Origin of the sequence: Corynebacterium callunae, from assembly GCF_046592015.1 — a bacterium.
Lineage (GTDB): Bacteria > Actinomycetota > Actinomycetes > Mycobacteriales > Mycobacteriaceae > Corynebacterium > Corynebacterium callunae_A.
This window is the reverse complement of record NZ_JAWVOB010000005.1, coordinates 1-20394: the sequence shown is the minus strand read 5'-3', so window position 1 is coordinate 20394 and position 20394 is coordinate 1. Positions and strand designations below refer to the sequence as shown.

The window sequence follows — 20394 nt, the reverse complement described above, 5'->3', positions numbered from 1 at the left end:
TGGGGGTGTATTGAGCTGGATTTACCTACCAGCGGCGTTCCCACCATGCTTCGAGTTCTGGGCGTTCAGTACCCAAGGTGGTTTCTTTGCCATGTCCCGGCCATACGATGGAGTCGTCCGGGAAAACGTCGAAAAGCCTCTCTTTAACGTCATTAAAGAGACGGACGAAGTCGCCCTCGCTGCTGGTTTTGCCGAGGCCGCCGGGGAAGAGGCTGTCGCCGACAAAGAGGTTGGTCTTGCCGTCAATCTCTGCCACCAAGGTGGCGCCGCCTGGGGTGTGGCCACGCAGGATGATGATGGGGAGTTCGATGCCTTCAAATTCAATGACGTCACCGTGGTTGAGCTCTACGTCGACTGTTGCAGGTAGAGCTGGAACCTCCAGGAATGGGGCATAATGGGTGGCTCCGGTGGCGTCGAGAATATCTTCCAGCGCGCGAACATGGTCTGGGTGGCGGTGAGTGGTTAGAACCTTTGTGATCTTTACGCCGGCATCCTGGGCTAATTTAAGTAGTGCAGGAGCGTCGTCGGCGGCGTCGATCAGGAGGCCATTGCCGTTTGCGGTGAGAAGGTAACAATTATTGTCCATCTGGGAGACAGAAACCTTGTGGAAGGTGAGTTCAGTGGTCATAAGGATAGAGTAGCGAAAATTAAGCGTTCGATGCTATGTTCGAAGTAATAAATCCTGATTAAAACCTAATCAATTTTGAAGGGCAGTTGAGCAGTGGCTGATCGCCTCGTAGTGCGCGGAGCGCGTGAACACAACCTCAAAGGTGTAAACATTGATCTACCACGTGATTCCATGGTGGTATTTACAGGACTGTCGGGTTCCGGCAAGTCCTCATTAGCCTTTGACACCATCTTTGCGGAAGGTCAGCGCCGATACGTTGAATCGTTATCCAGCTATGCCCGCATGTTCCTGGGGCAAATGGATAAGCCGGATGTGGATTTTATTGATGGCCTTTCACCTGCAGTGTCCATTGATCAAAAATCAACCAATCGCAACCCACGCTCAACTGTGGGCACCATTACTGAGGTTTATGACTACCTGCGTCTGCTTTATGCGCGCGCTGGTACTGCTCACTGCCCGGTCTGCGATGCGCCGGTGGAAAGGCAAACTCCACAGCAGATGGTGGACCAAATCCTGGAGATGGAAGAGGGACTAAAATTCCAGATTCTAGCTCCAGTAGTCCGTACCCGCAAGGGTGAGTTTGTTGATCTTTTTGCAGATCTGGCAGCTCAGGGCTATTCCCGCGTCCGCGTTGATGGGGAAGTGCACCAGCTCTCTGATCCACCCAAACTAGAAAAGCAGATCAAACACGATATTGACGTGGTTGTTGACCGCCTGCAGGTTAAGGCGAGCCAAAAACAACGCCTCACCGATTCTTTGGAAACTGCACTGCGCTTGGCAGATGGCGTGGCAGTACTTGATTTTGTGGGCCTTGCGGAGGATGACCCCCAGCGCCTGCGTCGCTTCTCGGAGAAGATGAGCTGCCCCAATGGCCACCAATTGGCAGTGGATGAGCTAGAACCACGCGCCTTTTCCTTTAACTCTCCCTATGGTGCTTGCCCTGCCTGCGATGGCTTGGGTGTGCGTACCGAGGTTGATATTGACCTGATCGTTCCCGACCCGGAAGCACCCGTTAGTAAAGCAGTGCAGCCCTGGAACTCCAGCCCCAACCACAGCTATTTTGAAAAGCTGATTGAAGGCCTGGGTAAGGTCATGGACTTTGATCCGGAGACCCCATTTAAGGATCTCACCGCTGCCCAACGTAAAGCCCTCATTTATGGCACCAAAAAAGAAGTAAGCGTGCGTTATAAAAACCGCTATGGCCGCGTGCGCGCTTGGACCGCTCCTTTTGAGGGAGTAATGGGCTATTTTGACCGTAAATTGGAGCAGACCGATTCCGACACCCAAAAAGACCGTCTGTTGGGATATACCCGCGAGGTAGCGTGCCCCACCTGTAAGGGTGCACGTCTTAAGCCCGAAATTCTAGCTGTCCGCCTTGACTCCGGCTCACATGGTGCTTTGTCCATCGCAGGACTTACGGCGCTATCCGTGCAGGGTGCATATGACTTCCTAGATAGTTTGACCCTGGGCAAGCGTGAGGAAATTATCGCAGGCGCTGTTCTCAAGGAAATCCACGCCCGCCTGAAATTCCTGCTGGATGTGGGCTTGGCCTACCTCACCCTGGACCGCGCTGCGGGCACCCTATCTGGTGGCGAGGCTCAGCGTATTCGCCTGGCTACCCAAATCGGCTCCGGCCTGGCAGGTGTGCTTTATGTTTTGGATGAGCCTTCCATCGGCCTGCACCAGCGCGATAACCAGCGCCTGATTACCACCCTTGAGCACCTACGAGATATCGGAAACACCCTCATCGTGGTCGAACACGATGAGGACACCATTCGCCGTGCTGACTGGCTGGTAGATATTGGACCTCGTGCGGGTGAATTCGGTGGAGAAGTGGTCTACCAGGGTGAGCCTAAAGGAATTTTGGACTGCGAGGAATCCCTTACCGGCGCTTACCTTTCGGGCCGTCGCACCTTGGGCGTACCAGATAAGCGCCGCGAGACCGATCCCGAGCGCAAGCTCACCATCGTTGGCGCCAAAGAAAATAACCTGCAGGGGATTGACGTTGATATTCCGCTGGGCGTGCTGTGCTGCATTACCGGTGTCTCTGGATCTGGTAAATCCACCCTGATCAATCAGATTTTGGCAAAGGTGCTGGCCAATAAGCTCAACCGCGCCCGCCAGGTTCCAGGACGTGCCAAGCGCGTGGAAGGTCTGGAACACCTGGATAAATTAGTGCAGGTGGATCAATCGCCCATCGGCAGGACTCCGCGCTCAAACCCAGCAACCTACACCGGCGTTTTTGATAAGGTGCGCAACCTTTTTGCAGAAACCACTGAGGCGAAGGTGCGTGGCTATAAGCCGGGCCGTTTTTCCTTCAATATCAAGGGCGGCCGCTGCGAAGCCTGCCAGGGTGATGGCACGCTCAAAATTGAGATGAACTTCCTGCCCGATGTTTATGTGCCTTGTGAGGTATGTAATGGTCAGCGCTATAACCGCGAAACCCTTGAGGTGAAGTACAAGGGCAAAAATATTGCGGAAGTTTTGGATATGCCCATTTCTGAGGCAGCGGATTTCTTTGAGCCCATCACCTCCATTCACCGCTACCTGGCAACTTTGGTGGACGTTGGCCTGGGTTATGTCCGCCTCGGCCAAGCTGCCACCACACTGTCCGGCGGTGAGGCCCAGCGCGTGAAGCTGGCATCTGAGCTGCAAAAACGCTCCAATGGCCGCACCATTTACATCCTTGATGAGCCCACCACCGGTTTGCACTTTGAAGATATCCGCAAGCTCATGATGGTGATTCAAGGCTTGGTGGATAAGGGCAACTCAGTGGTGGTGATTGAACACAACCTCGATGTGATCAAGGCTGCGGATTGGATTGTGGATATGGGTCCCGAGGGTGGATCCGGCGGTGGCAACGTGGTTGCTGAAGGAACCCCCGAGAAGGTTGCGGAGGTTGCCGGATCCTATACCGGCCAGTTCCTTAAAGAGCTGCTGTAGGGGCAGGGGGTTCGTCGAGAAGCGCGGGTTTGTTGCGACGCCCACGCAGGGCGGCGATGCTGAGCAGCGCAATTCCTGAGAGCAGGAAGGCGATGGCCCGCGGTACCCCGGAAAGGGCGACGAGGTCGAAAAAGACCAGCTTGATGGTGCCTGCGAGCGCTAGTGCGACGCCGAACCACAGTGCTCCCGTCACGTTGAAGAGGCGTCGGCTGAGCATAACGCAGGCGGCGATCACCATCCACAGGATGGACACTACCGCGTGCCCGATGACAAATCCGAGCAACATTCCGGAATTTCCGCCCACTAGTTTGCCCATAAAGGTGACGATTGTGACGATAGCGGTGGCGGAAAGTGTGAGCACAATTGCGCCCACCAGCACCTGCAACCACCACGATTGCCCATAAAAGACACGGCGCCCGGTGACCACGGCGAGGATAAAAGCCAGGATTAGCAGCGCTTGAATAAGCGCGCTGAGGTCAGTCAGCCACAGCGGAGACAGCCTCACCACATGCTGCAGTAGCAGGCCGGTCATAAACACTGCCGCAAAAAGCCAGGTCACCCAGGGGATAATGCCCATGTCAAGGGTGGTTGGTACGCGCCGCAGTGCGAGCAGCAACGCGGTGCCGACCACCAAAAACACCACCGTGAGCGCGGTCCGGTATGGCGTTGAAGCCCCAAAAACGACCACAAAATTCGCGGCGACCAGGCACAAACCCATCGCCGCGCAAAGCTGAGCGATCCGGGTCGTGCCGCCCTTATAAAGAGCATTGCTTGTCGACGCGCCCTGCAGCGCCCCGTAAAGGCTCAGCGCCGCGACCATGACGGCCGGCAGCATCGCTAACCAGGGGTGCTCGTTGTCTGCCAATAGCCAGGCGGTGAACAAAGTAATGGGAATCGGTGCGAAGACGCCGGCAATTAAAGAGCTGGAATCCGCCTGAATATTGCGCCAATATCTGGTCTGCGCTGCTGCGTCTTGTCGTGTGGGGTCCATGGCTGGTGGATCCCACAGCGTGAGCGCCACCAAAAGAAGAGCATTGAGCACGCCGCTGATGACAGCCGGCCAGAGCTCGATGGCCCAGGCGGTGGTCAACAAGAATGGAATGCCCACCGCAAAGATAGCCGCGGCGATGCGGGACTTGGTGGTGGAGATTCTCCAGGATGCAATAAGTGCCACGGAGATGCCAAAGAGGGGCCACCAGGCTGTATTCATGGGGACGAAATAGAGCGCGCAAAAGCCAGTAACGATGGTGCTGGCCAAGAATACCGAGCCAGTGTGGGGGCTTTCTTGGGGGCTTGTCTGATGTTGGTGCTTGCTGGTGTGGCTCCAGATTCTGCCCAGTATCAGGTAGGCAGCGTTGCCCAGTAACACGATGAGCGAGCCTAGATTCTCTGGAACCCAGTACAGGACAAAGACTAATGCCAAGGTAGTAGCAATAAAGGCCAGCTGCGACGTGACAGTGAGGGCAACAATTGCAGCTGTACGACCTTCCTTCTTACGCACCCAGGATGCTGCAGCTACTAGGGCGAGTGCCAGCAGATATGCACCAATGACTCGACCCAGTGGTCCCAGCCAACCGCGTTGAATGGCTAGAGAGACCAGCAAGATGATGCCTGCCACGGTGATGATTCCACCGCCAATGGCAACTGCGCGCATGATTTTTTCTTCAGAGGTCAAACGTGGCTTTGATGGTCGTGCCGGCGGGGAAGGCGGCGGATAAATGCTCGGGGCAGTCGGCGCGGGTGGCGTGGCTGGTGGATAGCTCCATCCGGCATGCGTTGGAACAGGAGTGAAATGCGGAGCATTGCGGGGGAGTTGCGCAAGCTCCTGGGGCTCAAGCTCTCTAAGGTGGCCGACTGAGCCAGCAGCGGTGAGACTGTGCTCAGCTACTTCCGCCTCTTCCGCGGATTCCAGGCTTGCAGCCTGACCAGCAGGCGCAGCATCCAGTCGGAGTAGTAAGGAATTGATATCTTTTCTTGCTTCCTCCAGCGCTGAAGCAGAAGCGGTGAGTTTTTCCATCGCCGCTTTGAGAGTGATTCGGTCAAGTGGGTTCAGGTCCATAAACCCAGCGTAGGGGGTTAAGCTGGCGAATACTGGGAAGAAACCGGATTGTTATTTAAGTAGGCCCGGCCCAACGCTCGGCCTATCGCTGGACAGGCTTCGGCCTAATGCTTGCCAAAAGGCTTGAGGCGATTTGGAGTTGGGGGCAAGTGGTGTTACAGTGTTTTCTACTACCGCCCATCGCATACATCTATGCGAGGGCCGCAAGAGGAGATCTTCCCACCTAAGGCCGCCGAGCGATCGGTTGGATACAGGTAAAGCAAGTAGTGATGTCACGGACTAGTGCCCGTGGATAACTCTTGGAAGTCAGATCTCCCGTTCATCAGAATTGATGAACGGGTTTTTGGTCTGCGTTAGGGGCAATCACCTTTCGTGGTTCGGTACGTCAATATTTTCCCGCACTGCTAACAGAGGAGTCCACATCAGCGCTGAAGCTCGCATTAATGAGCGTATCCGAGTACCTGAGGTCCGTCTTGTCGGACCAAACGGTGAGCAGGTAGGCATCGTCCGTATTGAGGATGCACGCAAGCTCGCTTTCGACGCAGACCTAGACCTGGTCGAGGTCGCACCCAACGCTAAGCCTCCGGTCTGCAAGATTATGGACTACGGAAAGTTCAAGTACGAACAGGCTCAAAAGGCCCGTGAGTCACGCAAGAATCAGCAGCAGACAGTGGTCAAGGAGCAGAAGCTTCGTCCCAAGATCGATGATCATGATTATGAGACGAAGAAGAGCAATGTGATCCGCTTCCTTGAGAAGGGATCCAAGGTCAAGGTTACGATCATGTTCCGTGGTCGTGAGCAGGCCCGCCCAGAGCTTGGCTACAGACTCCTTGAGCGCCTGGCAAACGATGTCGCCGACTTTGGCATCGTAGAAACCCGCGCGAAGCAGGACGGCAGAAACATGACAATGGTTCTCGGTCCGGTGCGCAAGGGCAAGAAATAAACACGAATAGGGTTTAAGGACAACTTTCATGAAGAACAAGACCCACAAGGGCACCGCAAAGCGCGTCAAGGTGACTGGCTCCGGCAAGCTCGTTCGCGAGCAGGCTAACCGCCGCCACCTTCTCGAGGGCAAGTCATCCACCCGTACCCGTCGCCTGAAGGGCATCGTTGAGGTTGACAAGGCCGACACCAAGCGCATCAAGCGCCTGCTCGGCAAGGCTTAAGTTCTAAAACTTTCGCCCAAAACCCCTCCACCTTTCAACAAGATTTAAGGAAGTACCACCGTGGCACGTGTCAAGCGGTCCGTCAACGCCAAGAAGAAGCGTCGCGAAATTCTCAAGTCCGCCAAGGGCTACCGCGGCCAGCGCTCCCGCCTTTACCGTAAGGCTAAGGAGCAGTGGCTGCACTCCATGACTTACTCTTACCGCGATCGTCGCGCTCGTAAGGGTGAGTTCCGTAAGCTGTGGATCCAGCGCATCAACGCTGCTGCCCGCATGAATGGCATCACTTACAACCGCCTCATCCAGGGCCTGCGCCTTGCTGAGATCGAGGTTGACCGCAAGATCCTCGCTGAGCTTGCTGTTAACGACTTTGCAACCTTCTCCGCAATCTGCGAGGCTGCAAAGGCTGCACTTCCTGAGGACGTTAACGCTCCTAAGGCTGCATAATCACTTTTTAGTGAACACTAAAGACCTGTTTCCCACATCTTCGGAGGTGGGGGACAGGTCTTTTTTGCTTTTCGACGGAAAGCTGATCGCACCCGAATATTAACGAACTGAGGGAACCGTACGGGAGCATTTAAGACCCAAATCAGCACCCAATGTAGAGAACCTGCAATTAGAAGTAAAGAAAATTAGCACTAATTAACCTAATGCTTGCCTAATGCTCATGTGATTGACGTTTTAGTAGCCATCAATTAAGTCAGAAAACATTCAATGGCCATTTCAATCACTTAACATTTCCGATCGTGTCCACATTACTTCTAGAACCAGAAGTGGATAACTTGCGTAAACGTGCCAAGCGTTCCAGGCGGAATGAGTGGTGGCTTGCTGCCGCATTGCTCGCTCCGAACCTGCTGCTCTTGGTACTTTTTACGTACAGACCACTGATCGATAACTTCCGACTTTCTTTCTTTAGTTGGAATATTTCCTCATCCAAATCAACCTTTATTGGGCTGGACAACTACAAAGAGTTCTTTACTCGTCCTGATACCGCCCAAGTACTTCTCAATACCCTTGTATTCACTTTCTTCGCGGTAGTGGGCTCAATGGTGTTGGGTTTGCTCCTTGCCATGTTGCTGGACCAAAAGCTCTTTGGCCGTAACTTTGTTCGCTCCATGGTCTTTGCACCATTTGTGATCTCCGGTGCAGCAATTGGTGTGGCGTTCCAATTTGTTTTTGATCCCAACTTCGGTTTGGCTCAGGACCTCTTGTTGCGTCTGGGAATAAGCTCCCCACAGTTTTACCAAGATCCCAAATGGGCTCTATTTATGGTTACTTTCACCTTCGTGTGGAAGAACCTGGGCTACTCCTTTGTTATCTACCTGGCTGCATTGCAGGGACTTAACAAGGATCTAGCTGAGGCAGCAGATATAGATGGCGCAAGCGCATGGACACGATTTTGGAAGGTCACCCTTCCGCAATTGCGCCCAACTACCTTCTTCCTCTCAATTACCGTCACCCTCAATTCCGTTCAGGTCTTTGACATCATTCACACGATGACTCGTGGCGGCCCCTTGGGCAATGGCACCACAACGCTGGTCTACCAGGTGTACACCGAAACCTTCAGCAATTATCGAGCAGGCTATGGCGCCACCATTGCCACAGTCCTCTTCCTTATTTTGCTGGCCATCACCGTTATCCAGGTGCGCTATATGGATAAGGAGAATAAGCAGAAATGATCTCCACAGATAGAAGCCTGCTGGTAAAAATCATGGGCTATGTGGGCATGATTGGAGCAATTCTCTTCATCGGAGTGCCACTGCTATTCATCGTGCTCACCAGCTTCAAACAGCAATCTGAGATCTACACCCAGCCAGTAACCTGGCTCCCCTCAGAATTTAGTTTGGATAATTACCGCAGCGTATTCGAGCGCGTTCCTTTTGTTGACTACTTCAGAAACTCAATTTTGATCACTTTGATTCTATGTGCAATCAAAATTGTGCTGGGTGTCATCTCTGCCTATACTCTCTCCATCCTGCGTTTCCCTGGCCGTAACCTGGTGTTCCTCCTGGTTATCTCGGCATTGATGGTTCCTTCCGAGGTCACCGTTATTTCTAACTACGCACTTGTCAGCCAATTGGGATGGCGCGATACCTACCAGGGCATCATCATTCCACTGGCCGGCATTGCGTTTGGCACCTTCCTCATGCGTAACCACTTCATGTCTATTCCTACGGAACTTATTGAAGCGGCACGTATGGATCACTGCGGGCATTTCCGCATGTTGTGGAAGGTGTTGCTGCCAATCTCCATGCCTACCTTGGTGGCTTTCTCCATGATCACCGTGGTCAATGAATGGAATCAATACCTGTGGCCATTCCTGATGGCCGAAACGGAAAACTCCGCAACCTTGCCTATTGGTTTAACCATGCTGCAAAACAATGAAGGCGTTTCCAACTGGGGACCAGTCATGGCCGCCACCATCATGACCATGCTGCCAGTGCTTGTGATGTTCTTGGCACTTCAGCAGTACATGATTAAGGGTCTCATCTCTGGTGCAGTTAAGGGCTAACTCCAGCCCGCCGGCTGTAAACAAAACCACTCGAACCCCAAAGAACGACTCAACACCCTCACTATTAAAGGAAAAATAATGTCTTTTAATCCTCAGATTTCTCGTCGTAATTTCCTCGCAGCAGTTGGCGTCGCTGGCGCTGGCGCTACCTTGGCTGCTTGTGCTGGCACCGGTGGAAGCACCTCCTCTGAAGAGGGCTCCTCCGCAGAGGGCGCAACCAACACCATCGTTTGGTGGTCCAACCACCCTGCAAACTCCAAGGATGTTGAGCTGGAGCTGATCTCCCGCTTCGAGGCAGAAAACCCAGACCTTAAGGTGCAGCTGATTGACGCTGGCGCTAACTACAAGGAAGTTTCCCAGAAGTTCAACGCTGCTCTTTCCGGTGGCGACCTTCCTGATCTCGTCGTTCTTTCTGACACCGAGTGGTTCAACTTTGCCATCAACGGTGCAACCGCCAACATTGATGAGGTTGCAAAGCGCAACAACATTGACACCTCCACCTATGTTGATTCCCTTTACAATGACTACACCCACCAGGGTGGCCACTATGGTCTGCCTTTCGCTCGCTCCACCGTCCTCTTCTACTACAACAAGGATCTGTGGGCTAAGGCTGGCCTTGAGGACCGCGGTCCAAACTCTTGGGAAGAATTCTCCGAGTGGGGTCCTAAGCTGCAGGAAGCAATCGGCAGCGGTTTTGCACACGGTTGGGGCGACGCAACCAACTACCTCTCCTGGACCTTCGAAGGCCCAATGTGGTCCCTCGGCGGCAACTACTCTGAGGGCTGGGAGTCTCGTCTGACCACCCCTGAGACCATCCGTGCAGTGGAGTGGCTCAAGTCCACCGTTGATAACGGTTACGCCACCGTCTCCACCGACGTCACCAACGAGTTCGCAACCGGACTTATCGGATCCTGCATCCAGTCCACCGGTGATCTTTCCTCCGTGGCAGAGGCTGCAACCTTCAACTGGGGCGTTGCTCCACTGCCAAACCCAACAGGCGAAGGCGCTTGCCCAACCGGCGGTGCAGGCCTCGGCATTCCTTCCGGCATCTCCGAGGAGCGCCAGAACAACGCTATGAAGTTCATTGACTTCATCACCAACACCTCCAACACCGGCTACTGGTCCCGCGAGACCGGCTACATGCCAGTGCGTAAGGATGCTGCTCAGGACACCGAGCACGCTGCATTCCTCAAGGAAAACCCTGCCTACAACGTTGCTGTGGAGCAGTTGCCACACACCCGTTCCCAGGACAACTTCCGCGTGCTGCTGCCAAACGGTGACCGCACCATCGGCGACGCCCTGGAGAAGATCTGCCTCACCGGTGCAGATATCGATGTCACCTTGGCTGAGGTCGAGACCCAGCTCAACACCATCTACACCCGCGACATTGAGCCACTCATCTAAGTAACACCCATCTGCCCGACCCCCATGCGCTGCTCCATCGAGGGGCAGCGCTGTTCGAAAGGAAGCTACCACCATGGCGTCAATCGTCTTTGAAAACGTCACCCGAAGGTACACCCCAGGCGCTCGGGCTGCCGTCGATAAGCTCAATTTGGAAATTGCCGACGGTGAGTTTTTGGTACTGGTCGGCCCCTCGGGCTGCGGCAAGTCCACCTCATTGCGCATGCTCGCCGGCCTTGAGCCTATCGACGAAGGACGTTTGCTTATCGACGGCAAAGACGCCACGGGGGTACGTCCTCAAGACCGTGATATCGCCATGGTTTTCCAGAGCTACGCCCTTTATCCCAATATGACCGTCCGGGAGAACATGGCCTTTGCTCTGAAAAACCAAAAGGTGAAGAAGACTGAGATCGAAAAGCGCGTGGCGGAAGCCTCTCGCATTTTGCAGCTCGATCCTTATTTAGACCGCAAGCCTGCAGCACTTTCCGGTGGTCAGCGCCAGCGTGTGGCCATGGGCCGCGCCATCGTGCGTGAACCAGCAGTTTTCTGCATGGATGAGCCACTGTCCAACTTGGATGCCAAGCTGCGTGTCTCCACCCGTGCAGAAATCTCTGCACTGCAGCGTCGCATGGGTGTTACGACCGTCTACGTCACCCACGATCAGGTTGAGGCCATGACCATGGGTGATCGCGTCGCAGTGCTGCTACTCGGCGTGCTACAGCAGGTGGATACACCACAAAATCTTTATGATTTCCCAGCCAATGCATTCGTCGCTAGCTTTATCGGTTCTCCTTCGATGAACCTCATTGAGGGCACCCTCGAAGGTGGAGCCGTCACAGTTGGCGGGGGAGTCCGCATCAATTTGCCGGACCACCTGGTGGCGGAATTGCGCCAAGATCCAGCACAAAATGAAGGCCGCCCGGTCATCGTCGGCGCCCGTCCAGAGCATATGTACATCACCTCCGCGCAGGAGACTGGTGCGATCGCTGCAGAAGTCAGCCACATCGATGAGCTCGGTGCGGACTCCATGGTTTACATTATGGCTGAAGGTGTGAAGAACCCCAACACCGATGTACTGGGCGAAGGCATTCCAGAGGATATGCGAGTCCAGGTTATCCCAGCTGAGGCAGGGGATAGGGCACAGATTGGTGTGCGCGTTGACCGCCATCATGGCCTGCGTCCAGGAGATAAGGTGCATGTGGTGGCAGCACCTGAGGATGCTCACCTCTTTGATGGTCGCGATGGCCGTCGCATCGGGTCCATCAACGCTGCCCTCAAGCAGTCCTAAAAAATATTAAAGCGCGGCCCCGTCAGTCCAGACGGGGCCGCGCTTTTGGCTACCTACCAGTGCAAAGCTCCAGGCTTTCCAGGATTCAAAAAGCGCGTGGGATCACTCACGGTGGCAAAATCCACACCTGCTTGCTGGGCAATGGCAAAGGAGTGCTCATCGCGGATAGTCCAGCAACCAACCTTGATATCACGGGCGTGCAGCTCGGAAATGGTGGCCAGCTCCAAACCCTTCCAATTGGGTAAAAGTGCTGCCAGGTTGCGGGCGGGAACGCGGTCAATAATGCTGAGATCGCCAAAGCCATGCTCGCGCAAAAAGCCTAAACGCGCAGCGGGGATGCGGTCTGCTAGTTCCTCAAGGGCGGGGTCCATAAAGCAGATAAAAAGCAGGCGTTCTAGCTCGGAAGGGCGGGAGGCGAGCAGCGTCTGCAACGTCGGCACGGCGCCCGCTGCTTTGATTTCAACCTGGATGGGCAACTTGGTGGCTGCCAAGACTTCCTCCAGTGTTGGGACCTGGGAGCCGTCGATAAGCGTTATTTCTTTGACCTGCTCCAAGGTTAAAGAGGCGAGCGGTTGGTCGCGGTAGGGGGATTCCGGGCTGGCCACGCGCGCGGCGGTGCGGTCATGCATCACAACCAGGTGGTTATCAAAGGTGGCGTGTATATCAAGTTCAAAAGCATCGGCGGGAGCAGCCGCCTGGAATGCGGCCATGGAATTTTCCAAGTGCAGGTCTTCGGCACCGCGATGGGCAACAATATGCATAAATCTTCCTTAACTCAAGCAGGCAAAAATTAAAGCCCAAGAATAAGTTATTAAGGTTGCGCCAAGGTGAATCAATGGTGTCATCTGTTGTTTAATGGTGCCCCTGTTAGTCTTAACGCATGGCTTTGGACTTTAATGAGGCGTTCACCGAACGCACCCCGCGGATTGTAAATGCCGCCAAACTTCACCGCGCAGCACAGCGCCGCAAGGATAAAAAATTCCTCGTGGAGGGTGAAAACTCCGTTGAGGCAGCAATCGCCACCGGCGCTGCCCGCGATCTTTTTGTCACCGAGGAGGCCGCCGAGCGCTTCGAGGAAATCGTGCGCACCGCCGGTTATATGAACGTCTACACCCATCCCATCACCGATAAAGCTGCCAAGCACCTCAGCGATACCGTCACCACCACCGGCATTTTTGCGCTTTGCGACGACGTGATGTGGTCAGTGGGCAAGGCGATCAACGGCCAGCCACGCTTGGTGAGCGTGCCGGTAGAAACCCGCGAGCCCGGCAATGCCGGCACCCTCATCCGCGTTTCTGATTCTGTGGGCGCCGACGCCGTCGTCTTTGCCGGCGAAACCGTGGACCCCCAGGGCGCCAAGGCTGTGCGTGCCTCGGCTGGCTCCCTATTCCACATTCCGGTGGCCCGCAACACCGACGTCAATGACGTACTGGGCCAGCTGCGCTCCAAGGGCCTGCAAATTTTGGCCACCTCCGCCGATGGTGAAGTGGACCTTGATGATGCCGAGGAGCTGCTTTCCAAGCCCACTGCCTGGCTTTTTGGCAATGAAGCCCATGGCCTAAGCGATGAACTTTTGGCCAAGGCTGATCACCGCATTCGCATTCCAATTAGGGGACGTGCGGAATCATTGAACCTGGCAACGGCTGCCGCCATTTGCCTTTATGAGTCTTCTAAGGCACTTTTTGCCAGCGAAGATGAAGCAGACGCGCAGTAATCTAGCGCAGTTATAGCAACCTCACCCCGCAGCAGCTACCACAACGGAGTATGATGGCGGGGTTAGTTGAGCAGATTTTAATCTTTGATTTTTAGAACTTTAGGGAAGGGCTGGACTACACGGTGTCCGAAATTCAGTTGACCGAAGCCAGTTTGAATGAGGCAGCAGATGCTGCAATCAAGGCTTTCGACGGCGCTCAAAACCTTGAGGAGCTCGCCGCACTGCGCCGTGACCACCTCGGAGAAGCAGCACCAATCCCACAGGCACGTCGCGCCCTCGGCAGCATTCCGAAGGATCAGCGCAAGGATGCGGGCCGTTTTGTCAACATGGCACTCGGCCGTGCAGAAAAGCACTTTGCCCAGGTCAAGGTAGTCCTGGAAGAAAAGCGCAACGCCGAGGTGCTGGAGCTGGAGCGCGTGGACGTTACCGTCAACACCACCCGCGAGCAGGTTGGTGCACTGCACCCCATCACCATTTTGAATGAGCAGATTGCCGATATCTTCGTGGGCATGGGCTGGGAAATCTCCGAGGGACCAGAGGTCGAGGCAGAATACTTCAACTTCGACGCCCTAAACTTCCTGCCTGATCACCCTGCACGTACCCTGCAGGACACCTTCCACATCGGACCAGAGGGCTCCCGCCAGGTTATGCGTACCCACACCTCACCAGTGCAGGTACGCACCATGCTGGACCGCGAAGTTCCTATTTACATCGCCTGCCCTGGCCGCGTTTTCCGCACCGATGAGCTCGACGCCACCCACACCCCAGTGTTCCACCAGATCGAAGGCTTGGCTGTGGATAAGGGCCTGACCATGGCGCACCTGCGCGGCACCTTGGATCACCTGGCCAAGGAGCTCTTTGGACCGGAAACCAAGACCCGCATGCGCTCCAATTACTTCCCCTTCACCGAGCCTTCCGCTGAAGTTGACGTCTGGTTCCCCAATAAGAAGGGTGGCGCAGGCTGGATTGAATGGGGTGGCTGTGGCATGGTCAACCCAAACGTGCTGCGTGCAGTAGGTATTGACCCTGAGGAATACACCGGCTTTGCCTTCGGCATGGGTATTGAACGCACCCTGCAGTTCCGCAATGGTCTCAGCGATATGCGCGATATGGTCGAGGGCGATATTCGCTTCACCCTGCCATTCGGTATCCAGGCCTAATTCCCCGCACCTTTTAGAAAAACTTTAGGAGTTACATCCACCATGTTGATTGCACAAAACTGGGTGACGGGACTGCTTCGCCATGCCAATGCAGGTTGGTCCGTTCCCGCAGCTGAGCTCGATTCCGGATACGTCCGCGTCGGTTTTGAAACCGAGGGCTACCACGCCATCCCAGAGACCACCGGCCCATTGGTCATTGGCCGCGTAGAAACCATCGAGGAACTCACCGGCTTCAAAAAGCCTATCCGCCATTGCCACGTCAATGTTGGCGATGCCAACGGCACCGGCGAACTACAGTCCATCGTCTGTGGCGCCCGCAACTTCGCTGAGGGAGACACCGTTGTGGTCAGCCTTCCCGGCGCAGTACTGCCTGGCAACTTCGCCATTGCTGCCCGCGAGACCTATGGCCGCATGTCCGCCGGCATGATCTGCTCCGCTGCAGAATTGGGCCTGGCCGATAAGCAAAACTCCGGCATTATCACCCTCGACCCATCCGTGGGTGAGCCTGGTGTGGATGCCCGCCCCATCCTCGGCCTTGCTGACACCATTTTTGATGTCAACATCACCCCAGACCGCGGCTATGCACTTTCTGCTCGTGGCCTTACCCGCGAACTGGCTTCCGCATTCCAGCTGACCTACACCGACCCCGCCCTCAACCCAGAGGTTGCAGGCATTGAGGTTAAAGTTCCTGAGGTTGCAGGCAGCCTGATTGATATTGAGCTGCGCCCTGAGACCAAGGCCGTGCGCTTTGGCCTGCGTAAAGTCTCCGGCATTGATCCAAAGGCAGAATCCCCCTTCTGGATGCAGCGTGAGCTGATGCTTTCCGGCCAGCGTCCGGTTAACGCAGCAACTGACGTCACCAACTATGTGATGCTGCTGCTGGGCCAGCCTATGCATGCTTTTGATGCCAACCTCATTGAAGGCAACCTGGTTGTGCGCAATGCACAGGCAGGGGAGAAGTTTGAAACCCTCGACCACGTCAAGCGTGAACTCCACGAAGAAGACGTAGTTATCACCGATGACAAGGGCATTCAGTCCCTGGCCGGCGTTATGGGTGGACTTACCTCCGAGATCTCTGATACCACCACCGACGTCTACTTTGAGGCTGCAATCTGGGATAGCATCACCGTTGCGCGCACCTCACGCCGCCACAAGTTGAGCTCTGAGGCTTCTCGACGCTACGAGCGCGGTGTTGATCCTGCGATTGTGGAAATCGCTTTGGATATCGCAGCGACCTTGTTGGTTGAGATCGCCGGCGGCACTGTTGATGCTGGTCGCACCTTGGTTGGCGAGGTTCCAACCATGCCAACCATCACCATGTCTGTGAACCGCCCATCCCAGCTTGCGGGTGTGGACTACTCCGCTGAGACTGTTGTTGCTCGCCTTGAAGAGGTTGGCTGCACCGTGGTGGTAAATGGTGAGACCCTGGAGGTCACTCCTCCTACCTGGCGTTCTGATATTTCCATGGCTGCTGACCTCGTGGAAGAGGTGCTGCGCCTGGAAGGTTTGGAAGCAATTCCTACCATTGTGCCAACCGCACCTGCTGGCCGTGGTCTGAGCGATAAGCAAAAGCGCCGTCGCGCCGTTGGACACGCACTGGCTTATAACGGCTACGCCGAGATCATCCCAAGCCCATTCATCGATGGCACCACCTTTGATGATTGGGGCCTTGCAGCTGATGACGAGCGCCGCCAGACCGTGGCTGTGCTTAATCCTTTGGAAGCAGACCGCAATGTTTTGGGCACCACCTTGCTGCCTTCCATGCTGGATGCCGTTAAGCGCAATGTGGCCCGCGGACACAAGGATTTCTCCCTCTTTGGCCTGCAGCAGGTCTCCATCAAGCAGGGCAGTGGCGTTTCTCCAATGCCTTCCGTTGCTGAGCGTCCTTCCGAAGCCGTTGTTGCTGAGCTCATTGATTCCCTGCCTAAGCAGCCTCTTTATGTGGCAACTGTGGGCACCGGCAACATTGAGTTCGAAGGACCATGGGGCAAGGGCCGCGAGTACACCTACGCCGACGCCATCGAATCCGCACTCGTGGTTGCGCGCGCAGCTGGTGTAGACGTGGAATTGGCCAACGCTGAGTACCTTCCTTGGCACCCAGGTCGCTGCGCTGCCTTGCTTGTCGACGGACAGGTGGTCGGTCATGCAGGTGAGCTGCACCCTCAGGTTGTTGAGAAGCTGGGCTTGCCAGCTCGCACCTGCGCAATGGAACTTAATGTCACCGCATTGCCATTCGCCGAAAAGCTGCCTGCACCTGTTCTTTCTGCATTCCCATCCCTGCACCAGGATATTGCCCTGGTTGTAGATGAAACTGTGCCTGCAGAAGCAGTTCGCGCCACCGTTGAAGAAGGTGCTGGCGAACTTGTTGAGGCTGTGGAGCTCTTTGATATCTACCGCTCCGAGCAGCTGGGTGAAGGCAAGAAGTCTTTGGCCTTCTCCATTCGCTTCCGCGCTAGCGACCGCACCCTTACCGATGAGGAAGCCAATGAGTCTCGACTCAAGGCCGCCGACTTGGCCAAGGAGCGCTTCAACGCTGAAATGCGTGGCTAATTAGCAGCACGCGGAGCACGCAGCGATTTCTTACCTCCTGATCTTGGACTTCACGTTCTAAGGTCAGGAGGTTTCTTGGTTTTTGTGGGTATCGGCGAGCTCCGCTTTGGGAAAGGTTCACAGTAAATCCGATGCCTTAAATTGGTGCGTAATCTGCTACAGCGTGCAAAGATCATGTCATGGAACTTCTTGGACATCATAATCAGCTAGTGAATTACCTCTATGAGCGTGTTATTGCGCTTGATGAGGGCGATCGTCGTGAATCAAATGTGGTAATTCTGCGCGGGCCGACGGGCACAGGTAAGACCCGTATCGTTCGGGAGTTGTTTAATCGTCTTCGTAGAGAACGAAGGGATTTATACTGGCCTAGGTTTATTGATTCCGATGCTCGTACCTCTGATATCCGTGCTGGTGGCGACCCAATGGCGAGCCGTAAACTTATCACTCCTTCGGTGGCTGGGGAGGGTGAATTTTTTTGGCCGGAAAATGCGCTACCAACGTTTAGCTGGTGGGGCCTTAACTGTGAACGCAGGGAGGTTGGTGGATCCTATGATGTAGTAACGTCTATGCGACCTCAATTATTAGCACACATGCCCGCATACCTTCTGGCTTATAAGGAAACAACCGATTTCCGGAGGAAAGTCACTGACCAAACAAAAAAGGTTATTAGTAAAGTTCGTGATGCTCCCCCTGAAGAGAAACTCGATTGGGCTCTTACTTCCTTAGAAATGACAGGAATTTTTGGTCCTTTTTCTATTATTCTTGCCAAATGGGGATTCAAAGTGGATCAATATAGGAAGAACTCCTATATTAGTCGCCGCAATCTAGTTGAAGAACTTGATCTTGGCATTCAGGTTGCTTCTCAAAGTGAGACCGCTGGTAGCGAGCTTTCTGAGTTAGTCAAGGCTGTTGCGTCTCCAGGCTTCCCAGCCATTGTTGTTATCGAAGACATGCATCGAATGGGCTCTGATCTGATCAGACTAGTTGACGAACTTATCAATTGTCCTACTGGTCGACCTGTGCTCGTTATTGGTACGGCCTTGGCAGAAGCCTTTGCCGACGGCTTTGAGGACGACACTTTTACAAACTGGGTACGCGCGGGAAAAGTAGCAAACACTGTTGAGATTTGTGACGTTGTTGAACTTTCTGGCAACGACCTCGTCAAGCTTCTTCTTGATTACGCGCCGGAAACGGATCTGCAGATTGCCCGCGACATTGTGAGGTACCTGCCCACACCTTTCATGCTCAAATTGTGGCTGACAATCGGGAGTGTCAGCCAAGCGATCAACCAGAATAACAAGGCTGTGTCATCCTCATTACGTGATGAGCTTGCTAAAAATGGAACTCTGCGACATAAGGATTTGACCTGGCTTCTTAATTACAGGTGGAATGAACTTCCCAACACCGTTCGTAAAACACTAATGGTTGCTGCTTCCGCGAATCCTCTTAATGACCCGCTGGGTTATTTTCCGTATGAGCCAATTGTCCAGATCATCGAGGACCTCGGCTCCATGATAAATCTCTCCCGCGATGAGGCACAGACTGCGCTTGCCCAGGCGGTGAATCCAGCACTATGGTGTCGCCGAAATAGCGAAGTGCAGTATTTCACTGAGGCGATGTACACCAATCTCGCACGGAAACACGCCGAGGATGAATTCTATGAGATTGACAAAATTCCTGAGCATGCTGCAAATCTATTACGACAGTGGATTGATGAGAACAAGAACGGATTTGTGCTTCCTGACACTGAGGAAGCCACTTTGGCGTGCCAATGGTTAGTGAATATGTCGGAAACCAGAAGAATGGCGTCGATCAGCGTAGATGCTATCGCACTATGGAATGTCGCGGTCAATGATGCGAAGAATTATCATTACCAACTTGCTATCAAGAAGGTTAGACGCGCCCTTACATTAGTTCCAGACAACTCATCTGAGCTTGCTCTCACTATGAGACAATCACTTGCTGAATGGCTTGGGGAATCCGGACACCTTTTTGAAGCGATTCTTGAGTTTGAGACTTTGATTGACGATCAGGTCCCGGCACTGGGTTCAGACCACCTGGATGCTTTGAAGAGCCGCAATAAGCTCGCCACCTTTTTAGGGATCGCGGGGCGGGTGCAGGAGGCGATATCTGAATTAGAGTCGTTGCTTAAGGATCAGACCAGAGTTCTTGGAGCGAACCACCCTGACACCTTGGCTACCCGGACCATTCTTGCTTCCATACTGGGTAAAGCTGGGCGGGTGCAGGAGGCGATATTGCAACTAGAGACTTTGGTGAAGATTGCAATTCAGGTCCTTGGCGTAGATAACATTAACACGTTCGTCGTCCGCAACAACTTTGGTCTTGCGCTGGGTGAGGCTGGGCGGGTGCAGGAGGCGATATCTGAATTAGAGTCGTTGCTTAAGGACCAGACCAGAGTTCTTGGAGCGAACCACCCCAACACCTTGACTACCCGCAGCAATCTTGCTTCCCTACGGGGCCAGGCTGGGCGGGTGCAGGAGGCGATATCTGAATTAGAGTCGTTGCTTAAGGACCAGACCAGAGTTCTTGGAGCGAACCACCCCAACACCTTGACTACCCGCAGCCATCTTGCCTCCTTCCTGGGGGAAGCTGGGCGGGTGCAGGAGGCGATATCTGAATTCGAGTCGTTGATTGGCGACCAGACCAGAGTTCTTGGAGCAGATAGCCCAGACACCTTGCGAGCTCGTCATAATCTTGCCATCTACATTGGCAAGGCAGGAAGAATTGACGAAGCGATCATCTTATTAGAGGCTCTTCTTGTCGATCAGACTAGGGTATATGATATTGAATACCCCAAGACATTTGCCACTCGCTGTAACCTTGCTGACCTAGTTGGCCAGGCAGGAAGAATTGACGAAGCGATCATCTTATTAGAGGCTCTTCTTGTCGAACAGAACCGAGTCCTCAGCCATGACCATCCCAACACATTTTATACTCGCGAAATTCTTGCTTCCT

15 protein-coding genes are annotated in these 20394 nt (G+C 54.4%); 12 read left to right on the top strand and 3 right to left on the bottom strand.

Annotation, left to right across the window (positions count from 1 at the left end; all coding sequences use genetic code 11):
- Positions 1 to 25: 25 nt before the first annotated feature.
- A complete protein-coding gene (locus SFC07_RS06915; RefSeq protein WP_411207503.1) occupies positions 26 to 628 on the bottom strand; it encodes an MBL fold metallo-hydrolase in 603 nt (200 codons plus the stop codon).
- A 93-nt stretch (positions 629 to 721) separates the two neighbouring features.
- Here SFC07_RS06915 and uvrA point away from each other — a divergent pair, with 93 nt between their 5' ends.
- Positions 722 to 3571 (top strand): excinuclease ABC subunit UvrA, encoded by a 2850-nt coding sequence (gene uvrA, locus SFC07_RS06910; protein ID WP_411207502.1) that lies wholly within the window; start codon positions 722 to 724, stop codon positions 3569 to 3571.
- Here the strand turns inward: uvrA and SFC07_RS06905 are convergent.
- The gene (locus SFC07_RS06905; protein ID WP_411207501.1) at positions 3555 to 5630 is read right to left on the bottom strand and encodes a DUF2339 domain-containing protein; all 2076 of its coding nucleotides are present in this window, start codon (positions 5628 to 5630) and stop codon (positions 3555 to 3557) included. The genes uvrA and SFC07_RS06905 overlap by 17 nt on opposite strands.
- Positions 5631 to 5961: 331 nt before the next feature.
- Between SFC07_RS06905 and infC the strand changes: the two genes are divergently transcribed.
- The 7 genes from infC to SFC07_RS06870 all read left to right on the top strand — a co-directional run bounded on the left by infC (position 5962) and on the right by SFC07_RS06870 (position 11994).
- Positions 5962 to 6573: a translation initiation factor IF-3 gene (gene infC, locus SFC07_RS06900; RefSeq protein WP_411207500.1), complete on the top strand. Its 612-nt coding sequence runs from the start codon at positions 5962 to 5964 to the stop codon at positions 6571 to 6573.
- Between the two features lie 28 nt (positions 6574 to 6601).
- Positions 6602 to 6796 (top strand): 50S ribosomal protein L35, encoded by a 195-nt coding sequence (gene rpmI / locus SFC07_RS06895; RefSeq protein WP_411207499.1) that lies wholly within the window; start codon positions 6602 to 6604, stop codon positions 6794 to 6796.
- 60 nt (positions 6797 to 6856) lie between these two features.
- Positions 6857 to 7240: a 50S ribosomal protein L20 gene (gene rplT, locus SFC07_RS06890; RefSeq protein ID WP_015651153.1), complete on the top strand. Its 384-nt coding sequence runs from the start codon at positions 6857 to 6859 to the stop codon at positions 7238 to 7240.
- Positions 7241 to 7539: 299 nt separating this feature from the next.
- Entirely contained in the window at positions 7540 to 8472 is a 933-nt protein-coding gene (locus SFC07_RS06885; RefSeq protein ID WP_411207498.1) for a carbohydrate ABC transporter permease, read from the top strand.
- Positions 8469 to 9305, top strand: coding sequence for a carbohydrate ABC transporter permease (locus SFC07_RS06880; protein WP_411207497.1), 837 nt, complete (start codon positions 8469 to 8471; stop codon positions 9303 to 9305). The genes SFC07_RS06885 and SFC07_RS06880 overlap by 4 nt, the downstream gene beginning before the upstream one ends.
- 78 nt (positions 9306 to 9383) lie before the next feature.
- Positions 9384 to 10709 (top strand): ABC transporter substrate-binding protein, encoded by a 1326-nt coding sequence (locus SFC07_RS06875; RefSeq protein WP_411207496.1) that lies wholly within the window; start codon positions 9384 to 9386, stop codon positions 10707 to 10709.
- 73 nt (positions 10710 to 10782) lie between these two features.
- Positions 10783 to 11994 carry an ABC transporter ATP-binding protein gene (locus SFC07_RS06870; RefSeq protein WP_411207494.1) on the top strand — a complete coding sequence of 404 codons (1212 nt, stop codon included), beginning with the start codon at positions 10783 to 10785 and terminating at the stop codon, positions 11992 to 11994.
- A gap of 53 nt (positions 11995 to 12047) precedes the next feature.
- Here SFC07_RS06870 and SFC07_RS06865 read toward each other — a convergent pair whose 3' ends face one another.
- On the bottom strand, positions 12048 to 12755 hold the full coding sequence (locus tag SFC07_RS06865) for a glycerophosphodiester phosphodiesterase (RefSeq protein ID WP_411207493.1): 708 nt from the start codon (positions 12753 to 12755) through the stop codon (positions 12048 to 12050).
- 119 nt (positions 12756 to 12874) lie between these two features.
- Here SFC07_RS06865 and SFC07_RS06860 point away from each other — a divergent pair, with 119 nt between their 5' ends.
- The 4 genes from SFC07_RS06860 to SFC07_RS06845 form a co-directional block, all read left to right on the top strand.
- Positions 12875 to 13708, top strand: a complete 834-nt coding sequence (locus SFC07_RS06860) for a TrmH family RNA methyltransferase (RefSeq protein WP_411207492.1) — start codon at positions 12875 to 12877, stop codon at positions 13706 to 13708.
- A 122-nt stretch (positions 13709 to 13830) separates the two neighbouring features.
- Positions 13831 to 14868, top strand: coding sequence for a phenylalanine--tRNA ligase subunit alpha (gene pheS, locus SFC07_RS06855; RefSeq protein ID WP_411207491.1), 1038 nt, complete (start codon positions 13831 to 13833; stop codon positions 14866 to 14868).
- Positions 14869 to 14910: 42 nt separating this feature from the next.
- Positions 14911 to 17418 (top strand): phenylalanine--tRNA ligase subunit beta, encoded by a 2508-nt coding sequence (gene pheT / locus SFC07_RS06850; protein WP_411207490.1) that lies wholly within the window; start codon positions 14911 to 14913, stop codon positions 17416 to 17418.
- Between the two features lie 179 nt (positions 17419 to 17597).
- Positions 17598 to 20394, top strand: a 2797-nt coding sequence (locus SFC07_RS06845; RefSeq protein ID WP_411207489.1) for a tetratricopeptide repeat protein, incomplete at its 3' end; no start/stop codon positions are given.